This window comes from Dichotomicrobium thermohalophilum (assembly GCF_003550175.1).
In the GTDB taxonomy this organism is placed as follows: Bacteria; Pseudomonadota; Alphaproteobacteria; order Rhizobiales; family Rhodomicrobiaceae; genus Dichotomicrobium; species Dichotomicrobium thermohalophilum.
Map to the genome: position 1 here is coordinate 1,917,495 of NZ_QXDF01000001.1, position 24,893 is coordinate 1,942,387.

Annotated in this window: 19 protein-coding genes; 12 read left to right on the forward strand and 7 right to left on the reverse strand. The window is 64.6% G+C overall.

Annotation, left to right across the window (positions count from 1 at the left end; translation table 11 throughout):
- The first annotated feature begins 788 nt into the window (after nt 1–788).
- The 3 genes from BXY53_RS08930 to prfB all read left to right on the forward strand — a co-directional run bounded on the left by BXY53_RS08930 (nt 789) and on the right by prfB (nt 6,026).
- Nucleotides 789–2,063, forward strand: a complete 1,275-nt coding sequence (locus BXY53_RS08930) for an N-acetylmuramoyl-L-alanine amidase (RefSeq protein ID WP_119061475.1) — start codon at nt 789–791, stop codon at nt 2,061–2,063.
- Nucleotides 2,064–2,226: 163 nt separating this feature from the next.
- Entirely contained in the window at nt 2,227–4,812 is a 2,586-nt protein-coding gene (locus BXY53_RS08935; RefSeq protein ID WP_119061476.1) for a penicillin-binding protein 1A, read from the forward strand.
- 82 nt (nt 4,813–4,894) lie between these two features.
- Nucleotides 4,895–6,026 (forward strand): peptide chain release factor 2 gene (gene prfB, locus BXY53_RS08940; protein WP_119061477.1). Its coding sequence is split into 2 segments (ribosomal slippage): nt 4,895–4,963 and nt 4,965–6,026, totalling 1,131 coding nucleotides; the frame shifts between segments, so codons are not numbered across the junction.
- A gap of 9 nt (nt 6,027–6,035) precedes the next feature.
- Here the strand turns inward: prfB and BXY53_RS08945 are convergent.
- From BXY53_RS08945 to BXY53_RS08975, 7 genes are all read right to left on the reverse strand, one after another.
- Nucleotides 6,036–6,314: a hypothetical protein gene (locus tag BXY53_RS08945; RefSeq protein WP_119061478.1), complete on the reverse strand. Its 279-nt coding sequence runs from the start codon at nt 6,312–6,314 to the stop codon at nt 6,036–6,038.
- A gap of 3 nt (nt 6,315–6,317) precedes the next feature.
- Complete coding sequence (locus tag BXY53_RS08950) at nt 6,318–6,812, reverse strand: TspO/MBR family protein (RefSeq protein WP_119061479.1); 495 nt, start codon at nt 6,810–6,812, stop codon at nt 6,318–6,320.
- Entirely contained in the window at nt 6,809–7,999 is a 1,191-nt protein-coding gene (locus BXY53_RS08955; RefSeq protein ID WP_119061480.1) for a geranylgeranyl diphosphate reductase, read from the reverse strand. Before BXY53_RS08955 ends, BXY53_RS08950 begins: the two co-directional genes overlap by 4 nt.
- Nucleotides 8,000–8,004: 5 nt before the next feature.
- Nucleotides 8,005–9,381, reverse strand: coding sequence for a BCD family MFS transporter (locus BXY53_RS08960; RefSeq protein WP_119061481.1), 1,377 nt, complete (start codon nt 9,379–9,381; stop codon nt 8,005–8,007).
- Nucleotides 9,378–10,301 carry a chlorophyll synthase ChlG gene (gene chlG / locus BXY53_RS08965; RefSeq protein ID WP_119061482.1) on the reverse strand — a complete coding sequence of 308 codons (924 nt, stop codon included), beginning with the start codon at nt 10,299–10,301 and terminating at the stop codon, nt 9,378–9,380. The genes BXY53_RS08960 and chlG overlap by 4 nt, the downstream gene beginning before the upstream one ends.
- An 81-nt stretch (nt 10,302–10,382) precedes the next feature.
- The gene (gene ppsR, locus BXY53_RS08970) at nt 10,383–11,801 is read right to left on the reverse strand and encodes a transcriptional regulator PpsR (protein ID WP_210209179.1); all 1,419 of its coding nucleotides are present in this window, start codon (nt 11,799–11,801) and stop codon (nt 10,383–10,385) included.
- A 65-nt stretch (nt 11,802–11,866) separates the two neighbouring features.
- The gene (locus tag BXY53_RS08975) at nt 11,867–12,787 is read right to left on the reverse strand and encodes a cobalamin B12-binding domain-containing protein (protein ID WP_170144385.1); all 921 of its coding nucleotides are present in this window, start codon (nt 12,785–12,787) and stop codon (nt 11,867–11,869) included.
- A 359-nt stretch (nt 12,788–13,146) separates the two neighbouring features.
- Here BXY53_RS08975 and bchF point away from each other — a divergent pair, with 359 nt between their 5' ends.
- Genes bchF through puhB form a run of 9 tightly spaced genes read left to right on the forward strand, consistent with a single transcriptional unit; the run spans nt 13,147 to nt 24,868 of the window.
- Nucleotides 13,147–13,677 (forward strand): 2-vinyl bacteriochlorophyllide hydratase, encoded by a 531-nt coding sequence (gene bchF / locus BXY53_RS08980; protein WP_119061484.1) that lies wholly within the window; start codon nt 13,147–13,149, stop codon nt 13,675–13,677.
- Nucleotides 13,674–14,966, forward strand: coding sequence for a ferredoxin:protochlorophyllide reductase (ATP-dependent) subunit N (locus tag BXY53_RS08985; protein ID WP_119061485.1), 1,293 nt, complete (start codon nt 13,674–13,676; stop codon nt 14,964–14,966). The genes bchF and BXY53_RS08985 overlap by 4 nt, the downstream gene beginning before the upstream one ends.
- 6 nt (nt 14,967–14,972) lie before the next feature.
- Nucleotides 14,973–16,535 carry a ferredoxin:protochlorophyllide reductase (ATP-dependent) subunit B gene (gene bchB, locus BXY53_RS08990; RefSeq protein WP_119061486.1) on the forward strand — a complete coding sequence of 521 codons (1,563 nt, stop codon included), beginning with the start codon at nt 14,973–14,975 and terminating at the stop codon, nt 16,533–16,535.
- Nucleotides 16,510–20,262, forward strand: coding sequence for a magnesium chelatase subunit H (locus BXY53_RS08995; protein ID WP_119061487.1), 3,753 nt, complete (start codon nt 16,510–16,512; stop codon nt 20,260–20,262). Before bchB ends, BXY53_RS08995 begins: the two co-directional genes overlap by 26 nt.
- Nucleotides 20,263–20,281: 19 nt before the next feature.
- The gene (gene bchL, locus BXY53_RS09000; RefSeq protein WP_119061488.1) at nt 20,282–21,181 is read left to right on the forward strand and encodes a ferredoxin:protochlorophyllide reductase (ATP-dependent) iron-sulfur ATP-binding protein; all 900 of its coding nucleotides are present in this window, start codon (nt 20,282–20,284) and stop codon (nt 21,179–21,181) included.
- Complete coding sequence (bchM, locus tag BXY53_RS09005; RefSeq protein WP_119061489.1) at nt 21,181–21,885, forward strand: magnesium protoporphyrin IX methyltransferase; 705 nt, start codon at nt 21,181–21,183, stop codon at nt 21,883–21,885. Before bchL ends, bchM begins: the two co-directional genes overlap by 1 nt.
- Nucleotides 21,882–23,315 carry a BCD family MFS transporter gene (locus BXY53_RS09010; RefSeq protein WP_119061490.1) on the forward strand — a complete coding sequence of 478 codons (1,434 nt, stop codon included), beginning with the start codon at nt 21,882–21,884 and terminating at the stop codon, nt 23,313–23,315. The genes bchM and BXY53_RS09010 overlap by 4 nt, the downstream gene beginning before the upstream one ends.
- A 24-nt stretch (nt 23,316–23,339) precedes the next feature.
- Nucleotides 23,340–24,176: a photosynthetic reaction center subunit H gene (gene puhA / locus BXY53_RS09015; protein WP_119061491.1), complete on the forward strand. Its 837-nt coding sequence runs from the start codon at nt 23,340–23,342 to the stop codon at nt 24,174–24,176.
- Nucleotides 24,173–24,868, forward strand: a complete 696-nt coding sequence (gene puhB, locus BXY53_RS09020) for a photosynthetic complex putative assembly protein PuhB (protein WP_119061492.1) — start codon at nt 24,173–24,175, stop codon at nt 24,866–24,868. The genes puhA and puhB overlap by 4 nt, the downstream gene beginning before the upstream one ends.
- Nucleotides 24,869–24,893 lie beyond the last annotated feature (25 nt).

Below are 24,893 nucleotides of genomic sequence, written 5' to 3' on the forward strand. Positions count from 1 at the left end.
AACACAACAGGCCCAGCGCCCGCGTCTCGGGCGGACCTGTCAGCAGCTCTCGTTCCGGTCATGATCGGGTAAAGCATTGCGACGCGATTCGTGTGTTGCCTCTCCAGCCTTTGCTCATGCTGCGCAGCGGGCGCCCGTTCGATGAGCCCATCCTCGCAGCGGCGTCAAAGACCAACCCTTGCGTTTCCTGCGCCAAAAACTTCGGCGCGAAACATGTTCGGGCGGAAATCGTCCGACCCGTTTTCCGCCGCCAACCGCGATGGATCAGTGGCGGGAATTCTCATTCACCTGTCGAGGGCACCGGACATCCTCCGCCGGTCCCTCGGCGAAACCCTTGCGATGTTTCAGGCCGCAGCTTCGTGCCGCTTGGTGGCATCAGCCGCGTGCCGCACTGCCTTGGGCGCCTGTGAACGACGCGCCGCTTTGCGAGTGCCCGCCGCGAATGGCGATGTCCGATCGATCCCGACGAGAAGCGCCACTCACATCCTGCGACTCAGCAAGGAAATGGTAACATGGCGCCAGCCGTGCCGAAATCTTGACCGCGGGCATTCCCGGGCGTTGTTCAGCCCTTTTCTTCTTAAACGTGTAAGCTGCTTCCAGCAAGCGACTCGTAACGGCACCGCCTTAATCGCGTTAAAAACGAAAGATAGCGTTAACCAACAATGGGGGCGCCGAAACGCTTGAGATTCATTTGCGTCCGTGGCCTCTTGTGCCGGCGGCGTTTCCCTTGTGGCGTTGACCGGAACGATCCGGCAGCGTCAGGTCTACAGATCATGCGAGGGCGACTCATGAGGCGGTTCGGCCTGAGAGCAGCAAACATCGCACCAATCCGGGCTTTGCAGCAGCTTTCCGGCACCTGTCTTGCGGCACTGGTGCTGTTCAGTTGCCTTGCCGCCGGGGCGCTTGCCGACCCGGTCGCCAAGGATGCCCGCGTGGGCGGCGACCTGCGCAAGACGCGCTTCGTGGCCGACCTGTCCAAGCCGGTGGATTTCCGCGTTTTCACGCTGGCCAATCCGTACCGCGTGGTCGTCGATCTGCCGGAAGTCAACTTCCAGATGCCGCCAAAGCTCGGCACCGAGGGCCGCGGCCTCATCAGCGCGTTTCGCTACGGCCTGTTCAGTCCAGGCAAATCCCGAATTGTCATAGATGTGGTGAAGCCCGTCGCGGTTGAGAAGGCTTTTGTTCAAGAGGCCGCCAACGGGAACCCGGCGCGGCTGGTCATCGACCTCGCCGCCATCACCTCAAAGGAATTCGCCAAGCGGACCGGCGAAATGACCATCGTCGGCGAGCCGCCCCAGCAACGCCAGCAGCGCAGTCAACCCGATCCGTTTGACAAGACCGAACGCGACCAGCGCAAAGCAAAACCCGTCGTCGTCCTCGACCCCGGTCATGGCGGCGTCGACCCCGGGGCGATCGGCAAGGGCGGAACGATGGAAAAAGAGGTGGTGCTCGCCTTTGCCCGCACTTTCAAAAAGAAACTCGATGCCATCGGCAAGTTCGACGTGTTCCTGACCCGCGAAGATGACATCTTCATTCCGCTGGCCGAGCGCGTGGACATCGCGCATCACCATAATGCCGACCTGTTCATCTCGATCCATGCAGACGCGCTGGCCGACCGCTACGCCAAACTCGTGCGCGGCGCGACAATCTACACGTTGTCCGAAGAAGCCTCCGACGAACAGGCGCGGCTCCTGGCGGCGAAGGAAAACAGCGCCGACCTCATCGCCGGCATGCAGCTTGACGAGGCCCAGGACGAGGTCAGCATGATCCTGCTCGACCTGATGCGGCGGGAGACCAAGAACTATTCAATCGCCTTCGGCCGCACAATGTTGACAAAATTGAAGGGCCATATGGTTCTCAACAAGAAGCCGATGCGATCCGCGGATTTCCGCGTCTTGCGCGCGCCCGACATCCCCTCGGTGCTGCTTGAATTGGGCTACTTGACCAATCCGAAGGATGAAAAACTGCTGAAATCAGCCGAATGGCGCGGACAAGTTGCCGAGCGGATGGCGCGCGCGGTCGAAGCGTTCTTCAGCCAGCGTGAGGTACGCCTACCCTATTAGCCAGCGCGGATGGGCAAAAATCTGCGCCGCACATGGCGAATGGAGGCCGAAACGATTAGAAGGGTGAGTCGGGCACGGCAGCGATTCGACCTCCTCTGGCGCCCCTGCGCGCCCGGATCGCCGCCATGGAAGAGATCAGCAGTCGAGAGGATGTCGCGCAACGATGCCTTTTAACCTGAGCGTTCAGCCGCCGCGGCGGCCCAAGCGACGCAAGAGCATCATGCTGCGTCTGTTCGGCTTCATGTTCACCGCCGGGGTCATCGTCTTCCTGGCCGCCTCCGCCATCGCGGCATACATCCTCTGGCAGTTCTCCCAGGATCTGCCCGACTACGAGGCGCTCGCCAATTATGAGCCGAAAGTGATGACCCGGCTGCACGCCAATGACGGCCGGCTGATCGCCGAGTACGCGCGCGAGGAGCGGCTCTATGTGCCAGTCGAGACCGTCCCGGATGTGGCCATCCACGCCTTTCTCTCGGCCGAGGACAAGAATTTCTTCGAGCATGGCGGCATCGACATCCCGGCGATCATGCGTGCGGTCGTCACGAACATCCGGAACTACATGAACAACCGCCGCCTCGTCGGCGCTTCGACGATCACGCAGCAGGTCGCCAAGAACTTCCTGCTCAGCAACGAGCGCAGCCTGGAGCGGAAGATCAAGGAGGCGATGCTCGCCATCCGTATGGAGCGCGCCTTCGACAAGGGCAAGATCCTCGAACTCTACCTCAACGAGATCTATTTCGGCATGGGCTCCTACGGCATCGCTGCCGCCTCTCTCAACTATTTCGGCAAGGAGTTGCACGAGCTTCAGGTTCACGAGGCGGCCTATCTCGCCGCCTTGCCGAAAGCGCCGAACAACTATCACCCGTTTCGTGACACGGAGCGCGCGATCGCGCGGCGTAACTGGGTGATCGACCAGATGCGCGAGAACGGCTACATCAGCGCCGAGCAGGCCGAGGCGGCGAAGGCACGCGGGTTGGAGGTGAACCCAAGGCCATTCCGCGGAAACGTCTTCGCCGGCGAGTATTTCGCCGAAGAGGTGCGGCGCACGCTGGTGGCGCGCTACGGCGAGGAAGGCCTGTACGGCGGCGGCCTGTCGGTGCGCACCACCCTCGACCCGGAACTGCAGGTCCTGGCGCGCAAGGCCCTGCGCGAGGGGCTCGTCGCCTATGATCGCCGGCACGGTTATCGCGGACCTGTCGACACCATGGACCCATCCGGCGACTGGGGCAGGAAGCTGGCCGAGAAGGATGTGCTCGGCGATATCGAGCCCTGGCGGATGGCCGTCGTGCTTGAGGTCACGGACGACCAGGCCGTGGCAGGCCTGCGCCCACGCCGTACCAAGACGGGCGAACTGGAAGAAAAGCGCCGCACGGTGACCGTCCCGTTCTCGGAGATCGAATGGGCGCGTGAGCAGGTCATGAGGAACCAGGTCCCCACGCGCGGGCCAAAGGTCAGCTCGGCCAAGGACGTCCTGAGCGTTGGCGATGTTGTTTACCTGGCGCCCCCAAGAGTTACTGGGGAAAGTGCAGACGCAGAGGAGAACCTCGCCGAGGTCAAGGAAATCGCCGGCTTTCGCGTCCGCCCCGGGGCCGAGGATGGCTGGCGGCTGATGCAGGTGCCGGAGGTCGGCGGCGCGCTCACGGTCATGGACCCGCACACCGGGCGCGTGCTCGCCCATGTGGGCGGCTTCAGCTTTGACAAGAGCCAGTTCGACCGCGGCATCCAGGCGCTGCGTCAGCCCGGCTCGGCCTTCAAGCCGTTCGTCTATGCCGCCGCGCTCGACAATGGTTACACGCCCTCCAGCATCGTGCTGGATGCTCCCATTGCGATCGAGCAGCCGGGTGAACAGGGGCTGTGGCGACCGAAGAACTATGGCGACAAGTTTTATGGTCCGTCGACGCTACGGCTCGGCGTCGAGAAGTCGCGCAATCTCATGACCGTGCGGCTGGCGCAGGATGTCGGCATGCCGATCATTCGCGAATACGCGCGGCGTTTTGGCATCTATGACGACCTGATGCCGGTGCTGTCGATGGCGCTGGGCGCGGGCGAGACCAGCCTCATGCGCATGGTTGCCGGATACAGCATGCTTGTGAATGGCGGCAACAAGATCACGCCGACCATGATCGACCGCATCCAGAACCGCTATGGCGAGACGATCTGGCGTCATGACCAGCGCGACTGCATCGGCTGTCAGGCGGAAGCCTGGCTGGGACAGCAGGAGCCCGAACTGATTGACAACCGCGAGCGCGTGATCGACGCCATGACTGCTTATCAGATGGTCTCGATCCTTGAAGGCGTTGTGAAGCGCGGGACGGGGTACCGCGCCAAGAAGATCGGCAAGCCGGTGGCCGGTAAGACGGGCACGACCAACGACGAAAAGGACGCCTGGTTCATCGGCTTCACGCCCGACCTCGCGGCTGGCGTCTTCGTCGGCTTCGATACGCCCCGCCCGATGGGGCGCGGCGAGACAGGCGGTGGCGTCGCCTCGCCCATCTTCACCGACTTCATGCAGATGGCTCTGAAGGACAAGCCGGCAGTGCCGTTCCGCGCGCCGGAGGGCATCAAGCTGATCCGCGTGAACGCCAAGACGGGTCTGCGTGCGCAGCCGGACGACGAGAATGTCATCATGGAGGCGTTCAAGCCGGGCAACGAGCCGCCGGACCCCTTCTCCTATGTCGGCTATCCGAGTGCCTTCGCGCCGGGTGCCGAGGGCGAAGGTGCACGTCCTGAGGCTGGCGGGCTGTACTGACAAACCCGGCAGCGCGCCCTACATTCAATGGCAAAGGCGGCACGCCCGCCGCTGGAACATTCACTGATTGCGGGAGGTTTGCATGCGTGCGGAAGCGCAAGCCGTTGTCGACGATATCCGCGAGTCGCTCGCCCTGATACGGAGGCATCTTTGACTGGGATGCTGCCCAGGAACGCCTGAACGAGCTGAACGCGGAGGTCGAGAACCCCGAGTTGTGGAACGACGCCGAGCGCGCGCAGAAGATCATGCGCGAGCGCCAGACCCTTGAGTCCGCGCTCAACACTTACGCCTCACTCGAACAGCGCCTCAGGGACAATATCGAACTGATAGAGATGGCCGAGGCCGAAGGCGAGGACGAGGTCATCTCCGATGCGCAAGCCGCGCTGGAAACCCTGCGCCAGGACGTGCAGAAGCAGGAGGTCGAGGCCCTGCTCTCCGGCGAGGCCGACGCCAATGACTGCTACGTCGAAATCCATTCCGGGGCCGGCGGCACGGAAAGCCAGGACTGGGCGCAGATGCTGATGCGCATGTACATGCGCTGGGCCGAAAGCCGCGGCTACAAGGTGGAAGTGGTCGAATATCAAGACGGCGAGGAAGCCGGCATCAAGTCCGCGACGCTGCAGGTCCAGGGTCACAACGCCTATGGCTGGTTGAAAACCGAGTCCGGCGTCCACCGGCTGGTCCGCATTTCACCGTTCGATTCGAATGCGCGCCGGCACACCAGCTTTGCATCGGTATGGACCTACCCCGTGATCGATGACAACATCGAGATCGAGGTCAACGAGAGCGACTGCCGTATCGACACCTATCGCGCCAGCGGCGCCGGAGGCCAGCACGTCAACACGACGGACAGCGCGGTGCGCATCACCCACCAGCCGACCGGCATTGTCGTCCAGTGCCAGAACGAACGCTCGCAGCACAAGAACCGCGCTGCCGCCTGGGCGATGTTGCGCTCGCGGCTCTACGAGATGGAGTTGCAAAAGCGGGAGGAAGCCGCCCATGCCGAATCCGCGTCGAAAACCGATATCGGCTGGGGGCACCAGATCCGCTCCTACGTGCTGCAACCCTATCAGCTCGTGAAGGATTTGCGCACGGGGCTGGAGAATACCAATCCGTCAGCGGTGCTGGATGGCGAGATCACACCTTTCATCGAGGCGGCGCTCGCACAGCGCGTGAAGGGCGGCGCGGAAGCCGAGACCGCGGAGGCGGAATAACGCGCTGCCCTAGCGTGCGGCAAGGCGACGGCGAAAATCGCCGATATGCGCGACGAGAGCTACCGTGAGGAAAAGCGCGATCCACGGCCACCCTGCCCCCGTCAGAGCGGCGCGCAGCGCGAGCAGCAGGCAAGCGCCAGCGCCCAGATTCCAGGCGATGTCCGCGAGGGGAAACGAACGGCCCTGCGCGCGCCGATACGCCCACAGCCCCAGCGCTTCAAGCGCCATGAGCGCCAGCGCGATATCCACGACCCGCCCGGAGGCGAACAGCGCTTCGACCGCGCCCATCGCTCAGAATGGCCCGTTCAGCTGGACGATCTGGTAGTTCACCACACCGGCGAACGCGACCCAGAGCAGATACGGTACGATCAGCGCGCCCGCGAGCTTCGAAAACCGGCCGAGGTAGACAAGCAACGCGAGCACCGACAACCATAGGAAGACCACCTCGATCAGCGCCCAGTCCGGCCGCTGCAGCCGGAAAAACAGCACCGTCCAGAGCACGTTCAGCGTGCCGTTCAGCGCGAACAGGCCGATGATCCATTCCCGACTCACGCCATCAGCCGCGCGCCACGCCGTCACGCCCGCCAGCGCGGCAAGCGCGAAGATGATCGTCCACGCGGGGCCGAAGGCCCAGTCAGGCGGCTGGAAGGAAGGCTTCTCAAGGCTCTGATACCACGGCCCGATGTCGGTCATTGTACTGCCGAGCACAGCCACGACCACGGCCGCCGCCCCCGCCGCCAGCACCTGCGTCCACAGCGCGGACATCCGCGTCGCACGATCCGTCATGGATTCACGATCCGCAACAGGTGCGCCATGTCCTTGAAGAAGATGCGCACATGCGCAATCGGGTTCGCCCGCACCAGCTTCTTGTTCATGTAGGCCTGCCAGGTCAGGCGCTGCACGTCGCGATCCGCGCAGATGTTGACGAAGCGCTCCCGCCGTCCGTCATCGCGGTACCAGAAGTGCTGCATGATGCCGAGAATCCGAAACACCATGCCGTGCTCCTTCATGAAGCGTTTGCGCGCCTGGCGCAGGACCCTGGCATCGCCCGTGCGCACGAATACGCCGGCCGTCTCCGCCGCGCGGCGGCCGCAGGTCATGGCGTAGAAAATGCCCTCCCCTGACGCGGGTGCGACCACGCCCGCCGCATCGCCGACCAGCAACACGTCCTGGCCATTATCCCACCGTTTCAGGGGCTGGAGCGGGATTGGCGCGCCTTCGCAGCGGATCGTTTCGACGCCTTCCAGCCCCGACTTCTGGCGCAGCGAAGCCGTGGCCCCGCGCAAGGAAAAGCCCTTCTGCGCGCTGCCCACGCCGACGCTTGTGCATTTGCCATGGGGGAAAATCCAGCCGTAGAAGTCCGGCGAAACCTCACCCTGGTAATAGACGTCGCAGCGGCTGCCATCGAAGTTCTCGCCGTTCGCGGGCGAGCGGACGATCTCGTGATAGGCAAAGACACACTTATTGTTTTCGCCGCCCGTAACTTCCTGCTTGGCGACCGCCGAGCGCGCACCGTCCGCGCCGATGACCAGCCGGGCGCGCACCGTCTCCCGCGCGTCGTTCAGCGCCCCCTTTGGCGCGAAATGCACCGTGGCGTAGCCGTCGCCCTCCCGCGTGATCTGCTTGAAGCTGCCAGTAAAGCGCGTGGCACCGTTGCGCGCGGCGCGGTCGCGCAGCCACTCGTCGAACTCCTCGCGGTCAACCATGCCGACGAAGCCGCCGATGTCCATGTCCACCGCCTTCTTTGACGGCGCCACCATGCGCGCGGTCGTCGCACGCGCGACCATCAGATGCTCGGGAATGGCGAAATCGCGCAGCAGCTTGGGCGGGATCGCCCCGCCACACGGTTTGATGCGCCCGCCCCGGTCGATCAGAGCCACGCTGTACCCATCACGGGCCAGATCATTGGCCGCCGTCGCGCCCGCCGGACCGCCACCAACCACAACAACGTCGAAAGTCTGACACTCTGACATGGGTTTCACCTTCCGCTTGCGTCTGCGAGGTAGCCTTCCCCTGCGGCGAAGGCATGCAGGGGCGGGCCGGAGGGTTCGCTGTCGCGGTTGCTCCGGGCCGCCCAGGCGACCCGCAGGGAGAGTACCGCGGCGATCAGGAAGAGGACGCCTTCAACCGTGAAGACCGTGGCGTACGCCGTGATGGAGGTGTCGAAGATGCTGCGCGCCAGATCGACAGCGGCCGTGCCAAGGAAGCCGCCCAGGCCGAAGGCGATCGCCTGCGCCGCGCCCCACAGGCCCATGCGCACGCCCTCGCGCTTTTCGCGCCCGGAACTGGCATGCGCCATCATCGCGCTGATCGCCGCAACGGCGAAGATGCCGTTGGCCAGGCCAAGCGCGAAGACGTTGCTCCACAGCGGCCAAGACGCGCCGACGAACGCGCCGACCGACAGGCCGATGAGCGCCGCGGCCGACGCGATGCAGCCGGCAACCGTCCACTGGCGCATGCTGGCAGCATCGCGGTGGCCAATGAGCGTCGCGCCCACGCCGATGAGCAGCATCCCTACGAGCACGCCCGCGTGCTGGACGCCCGAAAGCTGGGTCGATTGCCCCGGCGTGAAGTCGAAGACGAGGCCCGCGAACGGTTCCAGGATCAGGTCCTGCGCGCTGTAAGCCAGCATGGATACGAAGACGAAGACGGTGAAGCGCCGCGCGGTCGGTTCGCCCCAGACCTCCTTGAGGGCCTGCATGAAGGGCGGTTTCGATTCGGATTGTCCGGTTTCGGTTGGCTCTGACGCGGACGGTGCCCGCTCCACGCCCCAGACAGCGAGGATGGTGAGGAAGAAAGCCGTCGCGCACACGCCCGCCGCCACGGCGACCAGGCGCTCATGCGAATAGGGATCGAGGAAGCTGCCGGCGATCCCCGCCGTTACGACAAAACCGGCGATCATCATGATCCAGACCAGCGAGGCGGCCGCCGGCCGACGACCCGACGCGGTTCGCGTCGCCAGCAGGACGAGCAGCGAAGTACCGGCCGCGCCGACGCCCACGCCGATCGCGGTGAAAGCGATGACGGAACAGACAATCCCGAGCGTCGGCGAGACAGCCATCAGCGCGGTCGATGCAGCGGCCCCCAATCCTCCGAGGGCGAGAATGGCCATCCCGCCAATGATCCAGGGCGTACGCCGCCCGCCAGCATCCGAACCGTAGCCCCAGCGCGGGCGCAGCAGCTGAATGGCGTAATGCAACGCGACGAGGGCGCCGGGCAGCATGGCCGCGAACTGAAGCTCCACCACCATGACGCGGTTGAGCGTTGATGTCGTCAGCACCACGATCGCTCCGAGCGCGGTCTGCACGAGACCCAGCCGAACGATCTCGAACCAACTCAGCGGTTTCGCGGTCATGCTTGCTCCATCAGGACGGCGCCCACGGCGAAGGCGCTGATCAACATGCCGAGTACGTAAAGCGTCGTTCCCGTCGCGTTGTACCACGGGGCATTCTTGCGCGGGTCGCGCAGCAGGCGGCGCATCAGGAAGAACTGGACAATGAGTAGCGCGGTGACGCCTGCGGCGTGATAAGGCGTGCCCCAGGCGAACAGCAGGCCAATGACGACGACCTGCGGCAGAGCCATGACCACGCAGGCGAGCTTTGCCGCGCGGTCTGCGCCAAGCTGGACGGGGAGCGAGCGCACGCCCATCTCGCGGTCGCCTTCTATAGCCTTGAAATCGTTCAGGGTCATGATCCCGTGCGCCCCGAAGCTGTAGAGCCCGGCAAGCATGACGATCTTCCAGTCCGGCAGCACCGCTGTCAGCACCGCCGCGCCGGTGAACCAGGCAAGGCCTTCATAAGAAAGCGCCACGGCAGCGTTGCCCCACCAGCCGTTCTGCTTCAGACGAAGCGGCGGCATGCTGTAGGCCCAGGCGAGGCTCAAGCCGGCAACGGCGGCCGCGAATACCCAAGGGCCGAGCGCAGCGGCGACAGCAAGCGAAATCAACGTGCCGGCAATAGCGATGTACAGCCCCCACATGCCGGGGATGCGGCCCGACGGGATCGGTCGGTCCGGCTCGTTGATGGCGTCGACATGCCGGTCGAACCAGTCATTGACCGCCTGGCTGGTGCCACAGACAAGCGGCCCCGCAAGTACGACGCCAGCCGCAATCACCGGCAGGCTCGCCCAATCCGCAGCGCCGGACGAAACGACGCCACAGCCGAACGCCCACATCGGCGCGAACCATGTGATGGGCTTCAACAGCTCCAGAACCGCCGCAGGCGCGGGGCGCTGAGCCGGCCTTGGAGCCACCTTGCTGTTCACGGAACCGGACATATCAGTAAAGTACACTTGACGCTGATGGGCGTCAATAAGACTTTACACATCCGTCAGCGGCGTGTCGCGCCAGCTTGACTCTCAGCCGTTATCCGGCACGGAGTCGCTGTCGAGCAGGCCGTAGCGATGGAGCTTGGCGTAGAGGCTCTGACGGCTCAGGCCGAGAAGTTCGGCGGCCGAGGCGCGATTGTCATTGGTCAGTTCAAGCGCCGCCTCGATACACAGCTTCTCGATCATGTCCGTGGACTCGCGTACCAGATCGCGCAGCGGCACGCGTCCCACCAGCTTGGTCAGCTTCTCCACGGAGCGGGCCATCGGATGTTCCGGCGCTTCCATTCCCGCCGGCCGGCCGCTGACGTTGCGGATGACAAAACCGAGACATGGCGTCTCGCCGCTCAGCACCGCAACAGCAGAAACTTCTACCTCCGTCGTGGAGCCGTACTGCCCGCGCACAATCGTCTCGAACAGCCGGATGGTGCCGTTCTCGATCAGGTTGTGAACCAGCGCATTGAACTCAACGCCCGGGCGTCCGAGCCAGCGATCCAGCGACTCGCCGCGGATCTGTTCCGGGACAGCCAGTTGCGCCAATTCAAGGAACGCCGTGTTGGCCGTAAGAATCTTGCCGTCCGTCGTGGTTACGACAAAGCCTTCCGGCGCGTTCTCTACGACGCTGAGCAGGTTGGTCGCCTCCTTGCCCAACGTGGCGGGGCCTTCCGCGCCTTCCGCCGGACTGAGACGCGCCAGGAACAGGGTCGCCCTATCCTGCCGGAAGACCGAGGCGCTGAGTGTGAACTCTGCACCGCTTTCGGCGCTGCGGACCTTGATGCTGTCCGCGTGTCCGGAGCTTCCCAGCGCAGCGAACAGCGACTGAATCTCCTTGCGGCTGCGGCTGTCGAACAGCTGCGGGAAGCCTGCTCCCACAATGCGGTCGATGTCACGTTCCAGCAGTCGCGCGGAGGCTGGATTGGCCTCTGTGACCTTAGCGTTGGCGGCGTTGATGATGAGCACGGGCTCGGAACTCATCTGGAACAGCAGGCGATAGCGCGTCTCCGTGTGGCGCAAGCGCGCGTATTCCTGCTCCATCGTCTGCTGTGCGTGGATCAGCCGCTGTTGCAAATTTGACATCATCCGCATGTCGCGGCCGATCGCAACGATATGCCCCTGATCCCCGAGAGGAATCGCTGCGTAGCGTATCGGGAAACTGCTGCCTTCCGGCGTGGGATGATTCACCTGACGCCAGCGGGGCTGCTCATCCTCAGCCGCTGCGGCCAGCATTTCTCGGATTTTCGGCTTGCTCTCCGTCGTGACGGTTTCCTGCCAGGGCTTGCCAACCCAGTTGTCCGGCGGCGCCACGGAGAGGTCTTCATCGCTGAGGGCAAGATCGCGCACGATGCCGTCGCTGTCGATTATAATAGCTATGTCGGCAGCGGCAGCGATTACGTTCGCGGCGGCAGCCGCGTTCAGGTCCCCGATGGTCTCCTCAGGCGCTCTGAAGCGCATCACACCATCGTGGACAGCAGTGCTTTTCGTCATAATGCCCTGCCCAACAGCTCCAATGCTCATTCTCAACCACCGCTCTGCTTGCGGTGGACCAGAGCGCGCGCCTGCACGACCGCGTCAGGCCCGTTCACGGCTGTTGCGTCGGCGCCCACGCTCTGGATCAGGTCCGGGTGTTCAAGAAAGAACGGTCCGCCAACCATAACGCCGATCGACCCGTTGCGCGACTGGCGGCGGATATCGCCGATGCAATTCGATAGGTTTTGGTATAACGCCTCGTGGCTCAAGGACAAGCCCACAAGCGCATACCAGTTGTCCTGCACCATCTTTACAAGGTCTTCGGCCGATTGCGCGGGATGGTGTTCAACGCGCCACCCTCCACTGCGCATGAATTCCTCGACCATGCTGATGCCGAAGGTGTGCTGCTCACCGGGGGCGGGCATGACAAGCGCCTGGCGCAGCGGCGCGTTCACCTCGCCGTCGACCGTGGCTGCCGGGCTATACTTGCGCAAAAGCTGCTGCAGCATACTCAGCCCGATCGTCACCTGCGTAAAGTCGCAATAATCCTTGTCCCAGTATTCCCCGAGCATCCGGGCCGTCGGAGCCATCAACTCGAGAAAAATCTGGTCGAGCGCGGCGCCTTCCGCGCGACGCGCCTCTATGTAGGCGGCCGCCAATGCAAAATCGTTCTGGAGAACGAGTTGCGTGAAGTCCTCGACATTGCCCGACTTGAGTTGCGGCTCGCCCTTCAGGGGGGCCAGCCCCCATTCCGGCGATATCCGGTGGGCCAACATCAACCGGGGAATGACCTCGGACTCGATTGTGCGGCTTAACTGTTCAGACACTTCGTTTTCGCTCGCTGGTCGCCGCGCGGTAATCGGCGTGCGGCTGTCGTTGTCATCTCCCGCATCGATCTCGTAGTCGGCGTCTCCCCCTAGGTCTTGTTGGTCCGGGGCGGCGTCGGCTTGCGGTATCCTCGTGACTGGCATGTGACGCTTCCTCCCTTTTCGATGCTTCCGGCGCTTCACACCGGAGACATCGCGGCCGCTCGTGGTTACGAAAGACCGCATTGTCAAGGTACATCGACGCCCCTGCCATTGGGAAGAGTTGTCTCAAATTTTCGTCTTAAATAGCGCCTCCCCAATCCTGTATCACATAAGAATATTTGCATCTCTATTTAAAGCTCTCCGACGAACGCCAGCCCTCGTCAGTGCTTCTCACGGTGCAGATCGATTAAGACACAACTCGGCTCGAATGTAAAGCACGCTTTACGTCAAGAATGGTTGACTCATGCGCTCGACCCGCCTTACAGTGAGAGTGTCAACCGAACTTCACATAAGGTCAAGCGATGCGGGAGCATCAGCGTCAGTCGCCGAGAAAGCCGCTTTACACGCCGCAAGAGCGTGAGCGCCGCGACTCCTCTCCCTGGACGCTGGTCCAGGGGGTCCTCGCCCCCTTTCAATTCCTTGTCTTCCTGGTGAGCCTCGCCTTCGTCATCCGCTACATCATCACGGGCGAAGGCTTTGCGCTGGCGACCTGGTCGATCGTGATCAAGACGCTCGTGCTTTACACGATCATGGTGACCGGCGCGATCTGGGAGAAGGAGGTCTTTGGGCGCTACCTCTTCGCCCCCGCCTTCTTCTGGGAAGACGTTTTTTCCATGCTCGTACTGGCGCTGCACACGGCCTACCTGGCCGCGGTCTTTCTTGGCTGGGGCACGCCGCTCGAGCAGATGATTCTCGCCCTTGCGGCCTATGCGGCCTACGTCGTCAACGCCGCGCAGTTCGTTTTGAAGCTGCGTGCCGCCCGCCGCGATGAGGAAGCCGCCAAGCGTCTGGCCGCCGAACCCCCGCTCAGCCCGGTCGGAGGTGCGCAATGAGCCATGCCGTCATCGCCGATGTCCCCGCGCCGAAAGAGGGGTGCAGCGAGCGCCCGGTCATCCGCGAACGCGGCCAGCGCGAAGTCTTCTGCGGTCTGACCGGTATCATCTGGCTCCATCGCAAGATACAGGACGCCTTCTTCCTGATCGTCGGCTCGCGCACCTGCGCCCATCTCATGCAGTCGGCCGCCGGCGTGATGATCTTCGCCGAACCGCGCTTTGCCACGGCGATCATCGACGAGCGCGATCTCGCCGGCATGGCCGATGTGAACGACGAGCTGGACCGCAATGTCGCCCGCTTGCTGGAGCGCCGCCCGGACATCAACCTGCTCTTCCTGGTCGGCTCCTGCCCCTCGGAAGTCATCAAGCTCGACCTGTCCAAGGCGGCGGAGCGCCTCTCGAAGAACTACGCACCGGATGTGCGCATCCTGAATTACTCGGGCAGCGGCATCGAGACGACCTTCACCCAGGGCGAGGACGGCTGCCTCGCCTCGATGGTGCCGGAACTGCCGACTCTGCCCGAAGGCTCGGACCAGTCACTGATGATCGTCGGCTGTCTGGCCGATGTGGTGGAGGATCAGTTCACCCGCATTTTCGAGCGGATGGGCCTGCCGACGCCGGTTTATCTGCCGATGCGGGATTCGAACGAAATGCCCCCGGTCGGTCCGGACACCCGTTATCTGCTCGCGCAGCCCTATCTGATGGACACGGCCCGCGCGCTGGAAGATCGCGGCGCGAAGCGCATCCCCGCACCCTTCCCGCTCGGCGTGGAGGGCACGACCGGCTGGCTGAAGGCCGCGGCCAATCAGTGGGGCATCGACCAGCAGACGTTTGATGAAGTCACGGCTTCGGGACGGGCCCGCGCTGAACGCGCCCTGGAGTGCTACCGCGAGCAACTTGCCGGAAAACGCATCTTCTTCTTCCCCGATTCCCAGCTCGAAGTGCCGCTCGCGCGGTTCCTGTCAAGGGAAATGGGCATGGAGCTGATCGAGGTCGGCACGCCCTACCTGCATCAGCAGCACCTTGCCGACGAACTCTCGATGCTGCCGGAAGACGTGCAGCTCAGCGAGGGACAGGATGTGGAAAAGCAGCTCGACCGCTGCCATGCGGCCACGCCTGACCTGACTGTCTGCGGCCTCGGCCTGGCCAACCCGCTGGAGGCGGAGGGGCTAGCAACGAAGTGGTCCATCGAACTGCTGTTCACGCCGACGCAGGGCTTCGACCAGGCCGGCGACCTCGCCGAGTTGTTCGCCCGCCCGCTCGTGCGCCGCGCAAAGCTGAAGGTGTAGACCGGAATGCAACTGACCGTGTGGACATACGAAGGCCCGCCGCATGTCGGCGCCATGCGGATCGCCACCGCGCTGAAGGACGTGCATTACGTCCTCCATGCCCCGCAGGGCGATACCTACGCTGACTTGTTGTTCACGATGATCGAGCGGCGCGACCATCGCCCGCCGGTGACCTATACGACTTTTCAGGCGCGCGACCTCGGCAAGGACACCGCCGAGATTTTCCGCGACGCCATGCTCGCCTCATATGAACGGTTCAAGCCGAACGCGATGTTGGTCGGCGCGTCCTGCACGGCGGAGCTTATCCAGGACGACCCGGCCGGGCTCGCCGCTGCCTCCGGCATCCCGGTGCCGATCGTGCCGCTCGAGCTGCCGTCCTACCAGAAGAAAGAGAACTGGGGCGCGGCGGAGACCTTCTATCAGTTGGTCCGTAAGCTGGTCCGCCCGGCCGAGGAGGCCGCGCCGCGCGAGGAAGGCGTACGGCCGCGTTGCAACCTGCTGGGGCCGACAGCACTTGGCTTCCGGCACCGCGACGATGTGCGCGAGATTACCTACCTGCTCGACAAGCTCGGCATCGACGTGAATGTCTGCGCGCCGCTGAACGCGACGGCGGAAGACATCGCCCGGCTTGGCGAGGCGGACTTCAACGTGGTCATGTATCCCGAGATCGCGGACACGACCGCCCGCTGGCTGGAGCGCAACTTCAAGCAGCCGCGCACGACGATCGTGCCGATCGGCGTGGGCGCCACGCGCGACTTCATCCACGAAGTGGCGGAACTGGCAGGCATTGATCCGGCCGCCGCGCTTAAAGAACTAGAGTGCCGCCTGCCATGGTACTCGCGCTCGATCGACTCGAACTACCTGACGGGCAAGCGCGTCTTCATCTTCGCCGACGCCACCCACGCCCTCGCCGCCGCGCGCATCGCCTCGGAAGAACTCGGTTACGAAGTCGTGGGGCTTGGCACCTACAGCCGGGAATTCGCGCGCGATGTCCGCGCCAAGGCGAAGGACCTCGGCATCGAGGCGCTCATCACCGACGACTACCTCGAAGTCGAGCAGCAGGTGCAAGACCTGCAGCCCGAGCTTGTGCTGGGCACGCAAATGGAGCGGCACATCGCCAAGCGCCTCGGCATCGCCTGCGCCGTGATCTCCGCCCCGGTTCACGTACAGGACTATCCCGCGCGCACCTCCCCGCAGATGGGCTTTGAAGGCGCGAACGTCATCTTCGACGACTGGGTCCATCCGCTGATGATGGGCCTGGAAGAGCACCTGCTCGGGATGTTCCGCGAGGACTTCGAGTTCAACGACGACGCTGTTCCCTCGCACCTGGCCATGCATGGCGAAACCGGCCCGCGCGTTCAGGCGCAGCCCGAAAAGCCAGACGCTGCGGCGGCTGACGACAAGGCCCCCATCATCTGGGAGCCGGATGCCGAGAAAGAGCTTCGAAAGATTCCGTTCTTCGTTCGCGGCAAGGCCAAGCGAAATGCCGAAGCCTTCGCTGCGGAAAAAGGTCTGTCACAGATAACCGTCGAGACACTTTACGATGCAAAAGCACATTTCGGCCGCTGAGATCGCACCCGTCAATGTGGTGATCGTGACGCTGGACAAGCATCTGGCGCCCGCGGCCGAGCGCGCCCGCGAAGACCTGCGCCGTGACATCCCTGGCATCAATCTGAGCCTGCACGCTGCCTCGGACTGGGCCGAAAACGAAGAGGCACTGGAAGCCTGCCGCGCCGACATCGCCAAGGGTCACATCATCATCGTGACGATGATGTTCCTCGATGAGCACATCCAGCCGATCCTGCCGGCCCTCGAAGCGCGCCGCGACAGCTGCGATGCGATGGTCGCCTGCATGTCCGCTGGCGAAGTCATGCGCCTGACGCGCATGGGCAAATTCACCATGGGTGGCGAGCCGTCCGGCGCGGTCAAGCTTCTGAAGCGCCTGCGCGGCTCCAGCGACAAGAAGAAGAGTTCCGGCGCGGGCCAGATGGCCATGCTCCGCCGCCTGCCGCGCATCCTGAAATTTATCCCCGGCACGGCACAGGACGTGCGGGCCTATTTCCTGACGATGCAGTACTGGCTGGCCTGCTCGGACGACAACCTCGCCAACATGGTCCGCCAGCTCATCGACCGCTATGCCGACGGCGCGCGGCTGGCGCTGCGCGGGACGATCAATGTCCAACCGCCGGTCGTCTATCCGGAGACGGGCGTCTATCACCCCAGGATGGTCGGCCGCGTGGCCGAGCGCGCCGAAGAACTGCCGGAAAGCAAGGGCGAGCGCGGCACGATCGGCGTGCTCCTGATGCGCTCCTACATCCTGTCGCGCGACACTGGACATTATGACGGCGTCATCCATTCGCTTGAGGCGCGCGGCTTCCGCGTCATTCCGGCCTTCGCCAGCGGCCTGGACTCGCGCCCGGCGATCGAGCGCTTCTTCATGAAAAACGGCAAGCCGGTCGTCGATGCCGTCGTATCCCTGACCGGCTTTTCGCTCGTCGGCGGCCCGGCTTACAACGATGCCGACGCCGCGCAGGACATGCTCGAAAAACTCGACGTGCCCTACACCGCCGCGCACGCGATGGAGTTCCAGACACTGCAGCAGTGGGGCGGCTCGGACCGCGGGCTGATGCCCGTCGAGACCACGATGATGGTCGCCATCCCGGAACTGGACGGCGCGACCTCGCCGCTTGTCTATGGCGGGCGCGCCGATACATCCGGCATGGCTTGTGAGGGCTGCGAGCGCCACTGCCGCTTCGAGAGCCGGGACGGCGTCAACGCCATGCAGGTCTGCATCGCCCGGGCCGAGCAGCTCGCCTCGCGCGTGGAGCGGATGGTGCGGCTGCGCAAGACACCGCGGCACGAGCGCAAGCTGGCGATCGTGCTGTTCAACTTCCCACCGAATGGCGGCGCGACCGGCACGGCAGCCTATCTTTCGGTCTTCGAGTCGCTGCACAACACGCTGCGGGCGCTGAAGGCCGCCGGCTATGACGTCGAGATCCCGGAGACGGTCGATGCCCTGCGTGAAGAAATCATCCACGGCAACGCAGCCGAATATGGCGCGGATGCCAACGTCCATGCCCGCATCCCTGTCGACGATCATGTTCAGCGCGAACGCTGGCTGGCCGACATCGAGGAACAGTGGGGCCCCGCGCCGGGCCGCCAGCAGACGGACGGGCGCACGCTCCACGTCCTCGGCAAGCAGTTCGGCAACATTCTGATCGGCGTGCAGCCCGCTTTCGGCTACGAGGGCGACCCGATGCGCCTTCTGTTCGAGAAGGGCTTCGCGCCGACCCACGCCTTCTCGGCCTTCTACCGCTATCTGCGCGAGGACTTCGACGCCAACGCGGTGCTGCATTTCGGCACACACGGCGCGCTGGAGTTCATGCCGGGCAAACAGTCGGGCCTGAGCAACATGTGCTGGCCGGACCGGCTGATTGGTGATCTGCCGAATATCTATCTTTATGCCGCCAACAACCCGTCCGAAGGCACGATCGCCAAGCGGCGGTCCGCGGCCACGCTGGTCAGCTACCTGACGCCGCCCGTTACGCATGCGGGCCTGTATCGCGGGCTGCTGGACCTGAAAAGCTCAATCGAGCGGTGGCGTGCGCTGCCTCCAGAAGAGGCGGAGGAGCGCGAGCAGCTTGCTATCCTCATCCAGTCGCAGGCCGCCGAACTGGAGATGGCCGAGGCTCAGCCGGTTTGGGAAGGGGATGCGTCAGACCACATCCGCAAGCTGTCGCAAGACGTCGCGGAGCTTGAGGAGACGCTGATCCCGAACGGCCTGCACGTCGTCGGCGAGGCCATGAGCGGGGAGGATCGGGCCGACCTGCTGCGTTCGATCGCCGAGGCCTCACACGGTGCGAGCCTGAGCAATGAACTCGCCCACGCGCTGGCCGCTGGCGATACACCAGAGCACGCGCTCGCGACCGCCGGCCTCGAAGCGAGCGAGGAACACTTGTCGTTGGCCCGCGAACTGGCCACCACCAACAAGCTGCTGATGCAGGACAGCGAAATCCCGGCCCTCATCCACGCGCTTGATGGCGGCTTCGTCCCGCCCGTGCCGGGCGGTGACCTTCTGCGCTCGCCGGACATTCTGCCAACTGGGCGCAACCTGCACGGCTTCGACCCGTTCCGCCTGCCAAGCGCCTTCGCCGTTCAAGATGGCGCGGCCCAGGCGCAGCGGCTGCTCGAACGCTACAGGCAGGACGGCTACGCCCTGCCGCGGACCGTGGCGATGGTGTTGTGGGGCACCGACAACCTCAAATCCGAGGGGAGCCAGATCTCGCAGGCGCTCGCGCTGATCGGCGCGCGGCCGCGCTTCGATAGCTATGGCCGGCTGGCTGGCGCGGAGCTGATCCCGCTGGAAGAGCTTGGCCGCCCGCGGATCGACGTGGTGGTGACGCTGTCCGGCATATTCCGCGATCTGCTGCCGCTGCAAACGCGCCTGCTGGCCGAAGCCGCGCTCCTCGCCGCGCAGGCGGACGAGCCGGTCGAGCAGAACTTCATCCGCAAGCACGCCCTCGCCTATGCCGAGGCTCATGACTGCGACCTGGAGACGGCGGCGTTGCGCGTGTTCTCGAATGCCGATGGCGCGTACGGTTCCAACGTCAATCAGCTTCTCGACAGCGGGGCGTGGGAGGAAGAAACCGAGCTGGCCGAAACCTATCAGAGCCGGAAATGCTTCGCCTATGGCTGCTCGGGCAAGCCGGTCCGCCAGAAAGAGCTTCTGCAGAGCGTCCTGTCGAATGTCGAGCTGGCCTATCAGAACCTGGAATCGGTCGAGCTGGGCGTGACCACGATCGACCACTACTTCGACACGCTCGGCGGCATCGGCAAGGCAGTCGAGCGCGCCCGCGGCGAGGCGGCGCAGGTCTATATCGGCGACCAGACACGCGGCGAAGGCACCGTGCGCACGCTCAACGAGCAGGTCTCACTGGAGACCCGCACCCGCGCACTCAACCCGAAATGGTATGAGGGCATGCTGCGCCACGGCTACGAGGGCGTGCGCCAGATCGAGGCGCACATCACAAACACGGTCGGCTGGTCCGCGACCACCGGACAGGTGCCTGAGTGGGTCTATCAGCAGCTCACCGAGACCTACGTCCTCGATGAAAACATGCGCCGGCGGCTGGCGGAGCTGAACCCGAAAGCCTCGGCCAAGATGGCCAACCGGCTCATCGAAGCCCACGAACGCCAATACTGGTCACCCGACGAGGCAACGCTGGAAGCCCTGAGCCAGGCAAGCGCCGAGCTTGAGGATCAGGTGGAAGGCATCACCGAAGACGTGGCCGCATAAACACCCCAAGGAGACCGGCATGACAGTACTTCTCGACACCCGCCCCGCCGATCGCCGCCAGGATGGCGAGGGGAGCGTTCAGGTCAAGATGGACCCGTCCGTGCAGATCGACACCGCCAAGGTTTTCTCGGTTTACGGAAAAGGCGGCATCGGCAAGAGCACGACCTCCTCCAACCTGTCGGCGGCCTTCGCGGCGCTGGGCAAGCGCGTTCTGCAGATCGGCTGCGATCCGAAGCACGACTCGACCTTTACGCTCACCAAGCGCCTTGTGCCAACGGTGATCGACATCCTGGAGTCGGTCGACTTCCACTCCGAGGAGTTGCGACCGGAAGACTACGTCTATGAGGGCTATAACGGCGTGATGTGCGTGGAAGCCGGCGGTCCGCCGGCGGGCACGGGCTGCGGCGGTTACGTCGTCGGCCAGACGGTCAAGCTCCTGAAGGAGCATCACCTGCTTGAGGACACGGACGTCGTCATCTTCGACGTGCTCGGCGACGTGGTCTGCGGCGGCTTTGCCTCTCCCTTGCAGCACGCTGACCGCGCGCTGATCGTCAGCGCCAACGATTTCGACTCGATCTTCGCCATGAACCGGATCGTGGCGGCGATCGGCGCGAAGTCGAAGAACTACAACGTGCGCGTCGCCGGCGTCGTCGCGAACCGGAGCAAGGACACCGACGAGATCGACCGCTTCAACGATGCCACCGGCCTGCGCCGCCTCGCCCACTTCCCCGATCTCGACGACATCCGCAAGAGCCGGCTGAAGAAATCCGTGCTGTTCGAGATGGATTCCACGCCGGAACTGGAAGCGGTGAAGGAGGAGTACATGCGGCTGGCGGCAACGCTGTGGAACGGCGTTGAACCTTGCGACGCCAAGCCGATGAAGGACCGGGCCATCTTCGACTTCCTGGGATTCGAATAATGCCGACCTCGACCTACTTCGCGCGGCGCGGCCGCCTCAGTGAATATTTCGACAAGACAGCCGTCGAGGCGTGGGCGCGGCTGACGACCGATGCGCCCGTGAGCCGGATCCGCGCCACCGTCCGCGCCGGGCGTGACCGAATGCGCCAAACGCTTTTGGACTGGCTGCCCCCCGATCTTCACGGTCTGCGGGTGCTGGATGCCGGTTGCGGCACCGGGGCGCTGTCGGTCGCGGCGGCGGAGCGCGGCGCGGAGGTGGTTGCGGTCGATCTGTCCGCTTCACTTATCGAACTTGCCCGCGAGCGCTCGCCTGAGAGTTTCCCGCGCGGCGGGCGGATCGATTTTCAGGTTGGCGACTTCATTGATCCGGCGCTCGGCCTGTTCGACTACGCGGTCGCGATGGATTCGCTTATCCACTATCACGGCAAGGACATCTCCCGCGCCCTCGCCCAGCTCGCCGGGCGCACCGAGCGCGGAATCCTCATGACCTTCGCCCCGCGGACACCGGCCCTCGCGACGATGCACGCAGTAGGCAAGGTGTTCCCGCGTTCGGACCGGGCGCCTGCCATCGAGCCGATTAGCCACGGCAAGCTCACCCGCTTGCTCGCCACCGAGCCCGATCTGGCGGACTGGCAGTTGGGGCGCACCTCCCGCATCGCCAGCGGTTTCTACACCTCTCAGGCGCTGGAGTTGACCCGGCAATGAAGCGGCTGAACCAGACATTCGTCCAGCAGTGGCGCGAGCTCAGTCCGCAGTTCCTCCCGTTTGCGGACGCGGCCACGCCCGACCTGCCCCTGGGGCGGCTGCTGCGGCTGTCTCTGTTTCAGGTTTCCGTCGGCATGGCCATCGTGCTGCTGACCGGCACGCTGAACCGCGTCATGATCGTCGAGTTGGGCGTGCCGGCCTGGCTGGTGGCGCTGATGGTCGCGATCCCGCTCGTATTCGCGCCGCTGCGCGCCTTCATCGGCTACAAGTCGGACACGCATCGCTCGTTCCTCGGCTGGCGCCGGGTGCCATACATCTGGTTCGGCAGCCTGATGCAGTTCGGCGGGCTGGCAATCATGCCCTTCGCGCTGCTGATCCTGTCGGGCGACACGACCGGGCCGCTGTGGATCGGGCACGCTTCCGCCGCGCTGGCCTTCCTGCTGGTCGGCGCGGGCCTGCACACCACGCAGACCGCCGGGCTGGCGCTGGCAACCGATCTGGCGACAGAGGAGACGCGTCCGCGCGTGGTTGCCCTGCTCTATGTCATGCTGCTGGTCGGCATGTTCGCCAGCGCCGTGGTCTTCGGCCTGCTCTTGTCCGACTTCACCCAGCTCAAGCTGATACAGGCGGTGCAAGGCGCGGCCGTGGTCACGATGGTGCTGAACCTCATTGCGCTATGGAAGCAGGAAAGCCGCGACCCGGCGAAGACCGCGCATGACCGGCCGCGCCCGACCTTCAGCGAGACCTGGCGCAGCTTCACCCAAGGCGGACGTTCCGGACGGGTATTCCTCGGGGTGGGGCTGGGCACGGCGGCTTTCGCGATGCAGGACGTGCTGCTGGAGCCCTATGGCGGCGAGGTGCTGGGCCTGTCGGTGGCGGCAACGACGGCGCTGACCGCTATCCTCGCTGGTGGGATGCTGGCCGGTCTCGCCTATGCGGCGCGCGCGCTCGGCCGTGGTTCCGATCCCTTCCGGCTGGCCGGGATGAGCGCGGTTGTGGGAATCGCCGCCTTCTCGGCCGTGATTTTCGCCGGGCCACTCGAATCCGCCACCTTGTTCCGCGTCGGCTCTGCGCTGATCGGCTTCGGCGGCGGGCTGTTCGCGGTCAGCACGCTGATCGCCGTAATGGACATGGCCGAAGGCGACAATGGCGGGCTGGCGCTAGGCATCTGGGGCGCGGTGCAGGCGACAGCTGGCGGCGGCGCGATCGCGCTCGGCGGGCTGCTGCGAGACGGCGTCTCGGCGTTGGCCACGAGCCAGGCCCTCGGGCCGGGTCTGGCAAGCAGTTATATCGGCTACAGCTTCGTCTATCACCTCGAAATTCTATTCCTTTTCGCGACGCTGGCCGTGATCGGGCCGCTCGTGCGGCGGACCGGCGTGCGCGCAAGGAGTCGCAAGTCGCAATTCGGTCTCGCTGAGTTTCCCGGCTAGCGAGCTTACTACGGAGGCAGTGCCATGGACGTCATTGGAGATATAACAAGTCACATCGATGTGGCCCAGGTTGTGCTCTATGCATTCTGGATCTTCTTCGCGGGGTTGATCTTCTACCTGCGCCGCGAGGACCGCAGGGAAGGTTACCCCCTTGAATCAGAGGTCACGGGGGAAACCGACACTCGCGTGGGCGGCATCTGGGTGCCTGAGCCAAAGGTGTTTCTGCTGCCTCATGGCGGCACCGCGATGGCCCCGAGCGACCGCCGCGATCCGGAACCCAAGAACATGGAGCCGGTGGAGCCCTGGTCCGGCGCGCCGTTCCAGCCAACCGGCAACCCGATGCTCGACGGCGTCGGCCCGGCCTCCTACGCGCACCGCGCGGATGTGCCTGAGCGCATGGAGGACGGCTCCGCGACGATCGTGCCCCTGCGCGTCGCCACGGACTTCACCATCGCCGAGGAAGACCCCGATCCGCGCGGCATGGAAGTCGTCGGTGCGGATCGCAAGGTCGCGGGCACCGTGAAGGATGTCTGGGTCGACCGTGCCGAGCAGATTATCCGCTATCTGGAGATCGAGGTGCCGGCCCGGCAAGCCGCGCAGCCTGCCGCCGGCGAGGACGAACAGTCGGGGGCCCCATCAACCATCACGGTGCTTGCACCGATGACGATGTCCGAGATCAAGGGCGGCAGCTTCAAGCCGCATTTCGTGAAGATCAACGCCTTGACCGCCGAGCAGTTCGCGGATGTCCCGAAGACCCAACATCCGGACCAGGTGACGCTGCTCGAAGAGGACAAGATCGTTGGATATTACGGCGGCGGCACCCTTTATGCCATGCCGCGGCGTTTGGAGCCGATGCTATGAGCAAGTACCAGAACAACCGTGTCCGTGGCCTGCCCGGCGAACTGCCGGAGGGCGAGCGGGTTCTCTGGCAGGGATCACCGGATTGGCGCGAGTTTGCCGTGCGGGTCTTCCACACGCGCTTCGTCGCCGGGTACTTCGGCCTCCTCTTCGCGTGGACCGTCTTCGCCTCCTTCTGGGAGGGCGGGACTCTCGCCTCGGGACTCTCCTCGGGCGTGTGGTCGCTTGTCGGCGGCGCGCTGGCGCTCGCCGTTCTCTATGGCCTTGCCTGGCTGTTCGCCCGCACGACGATCTACACGCTGACGAACAAGCGGATCGCCATGCACTACGGTGTGGCCCTGCCCATGACGATCAACATTCCGCTTCGCTGTGTGGATTCAGCGGGACTACGGGTCTATCCGCGCGGCACGGGCGACATTCCCTTCGCGCTGAAGGGACCCGACCGGTTCGCTTATCTGCATCTTTGGCCGAATGCGCGGCCATGGCGCTACGCCAAGGCCGAGCCAATGATGCGCGCGATCCCGGACGTGGAAGACGGCGCGCAGATCATTGCCCGCGCCCTGGTCGCGGCGCAGCAGGCCGAGGAGGCAAAGGAAACCGCGCCGGCGCTCAAGCAGGTGCGCACCGGCGCCAAGGCGCGCAAGACACGCAAACCGCAGCCCGCAGCGGCCCAACCGCTTCCGGCTGCTGAATAGGCATCAACCGCGAACCGAGGTCTGT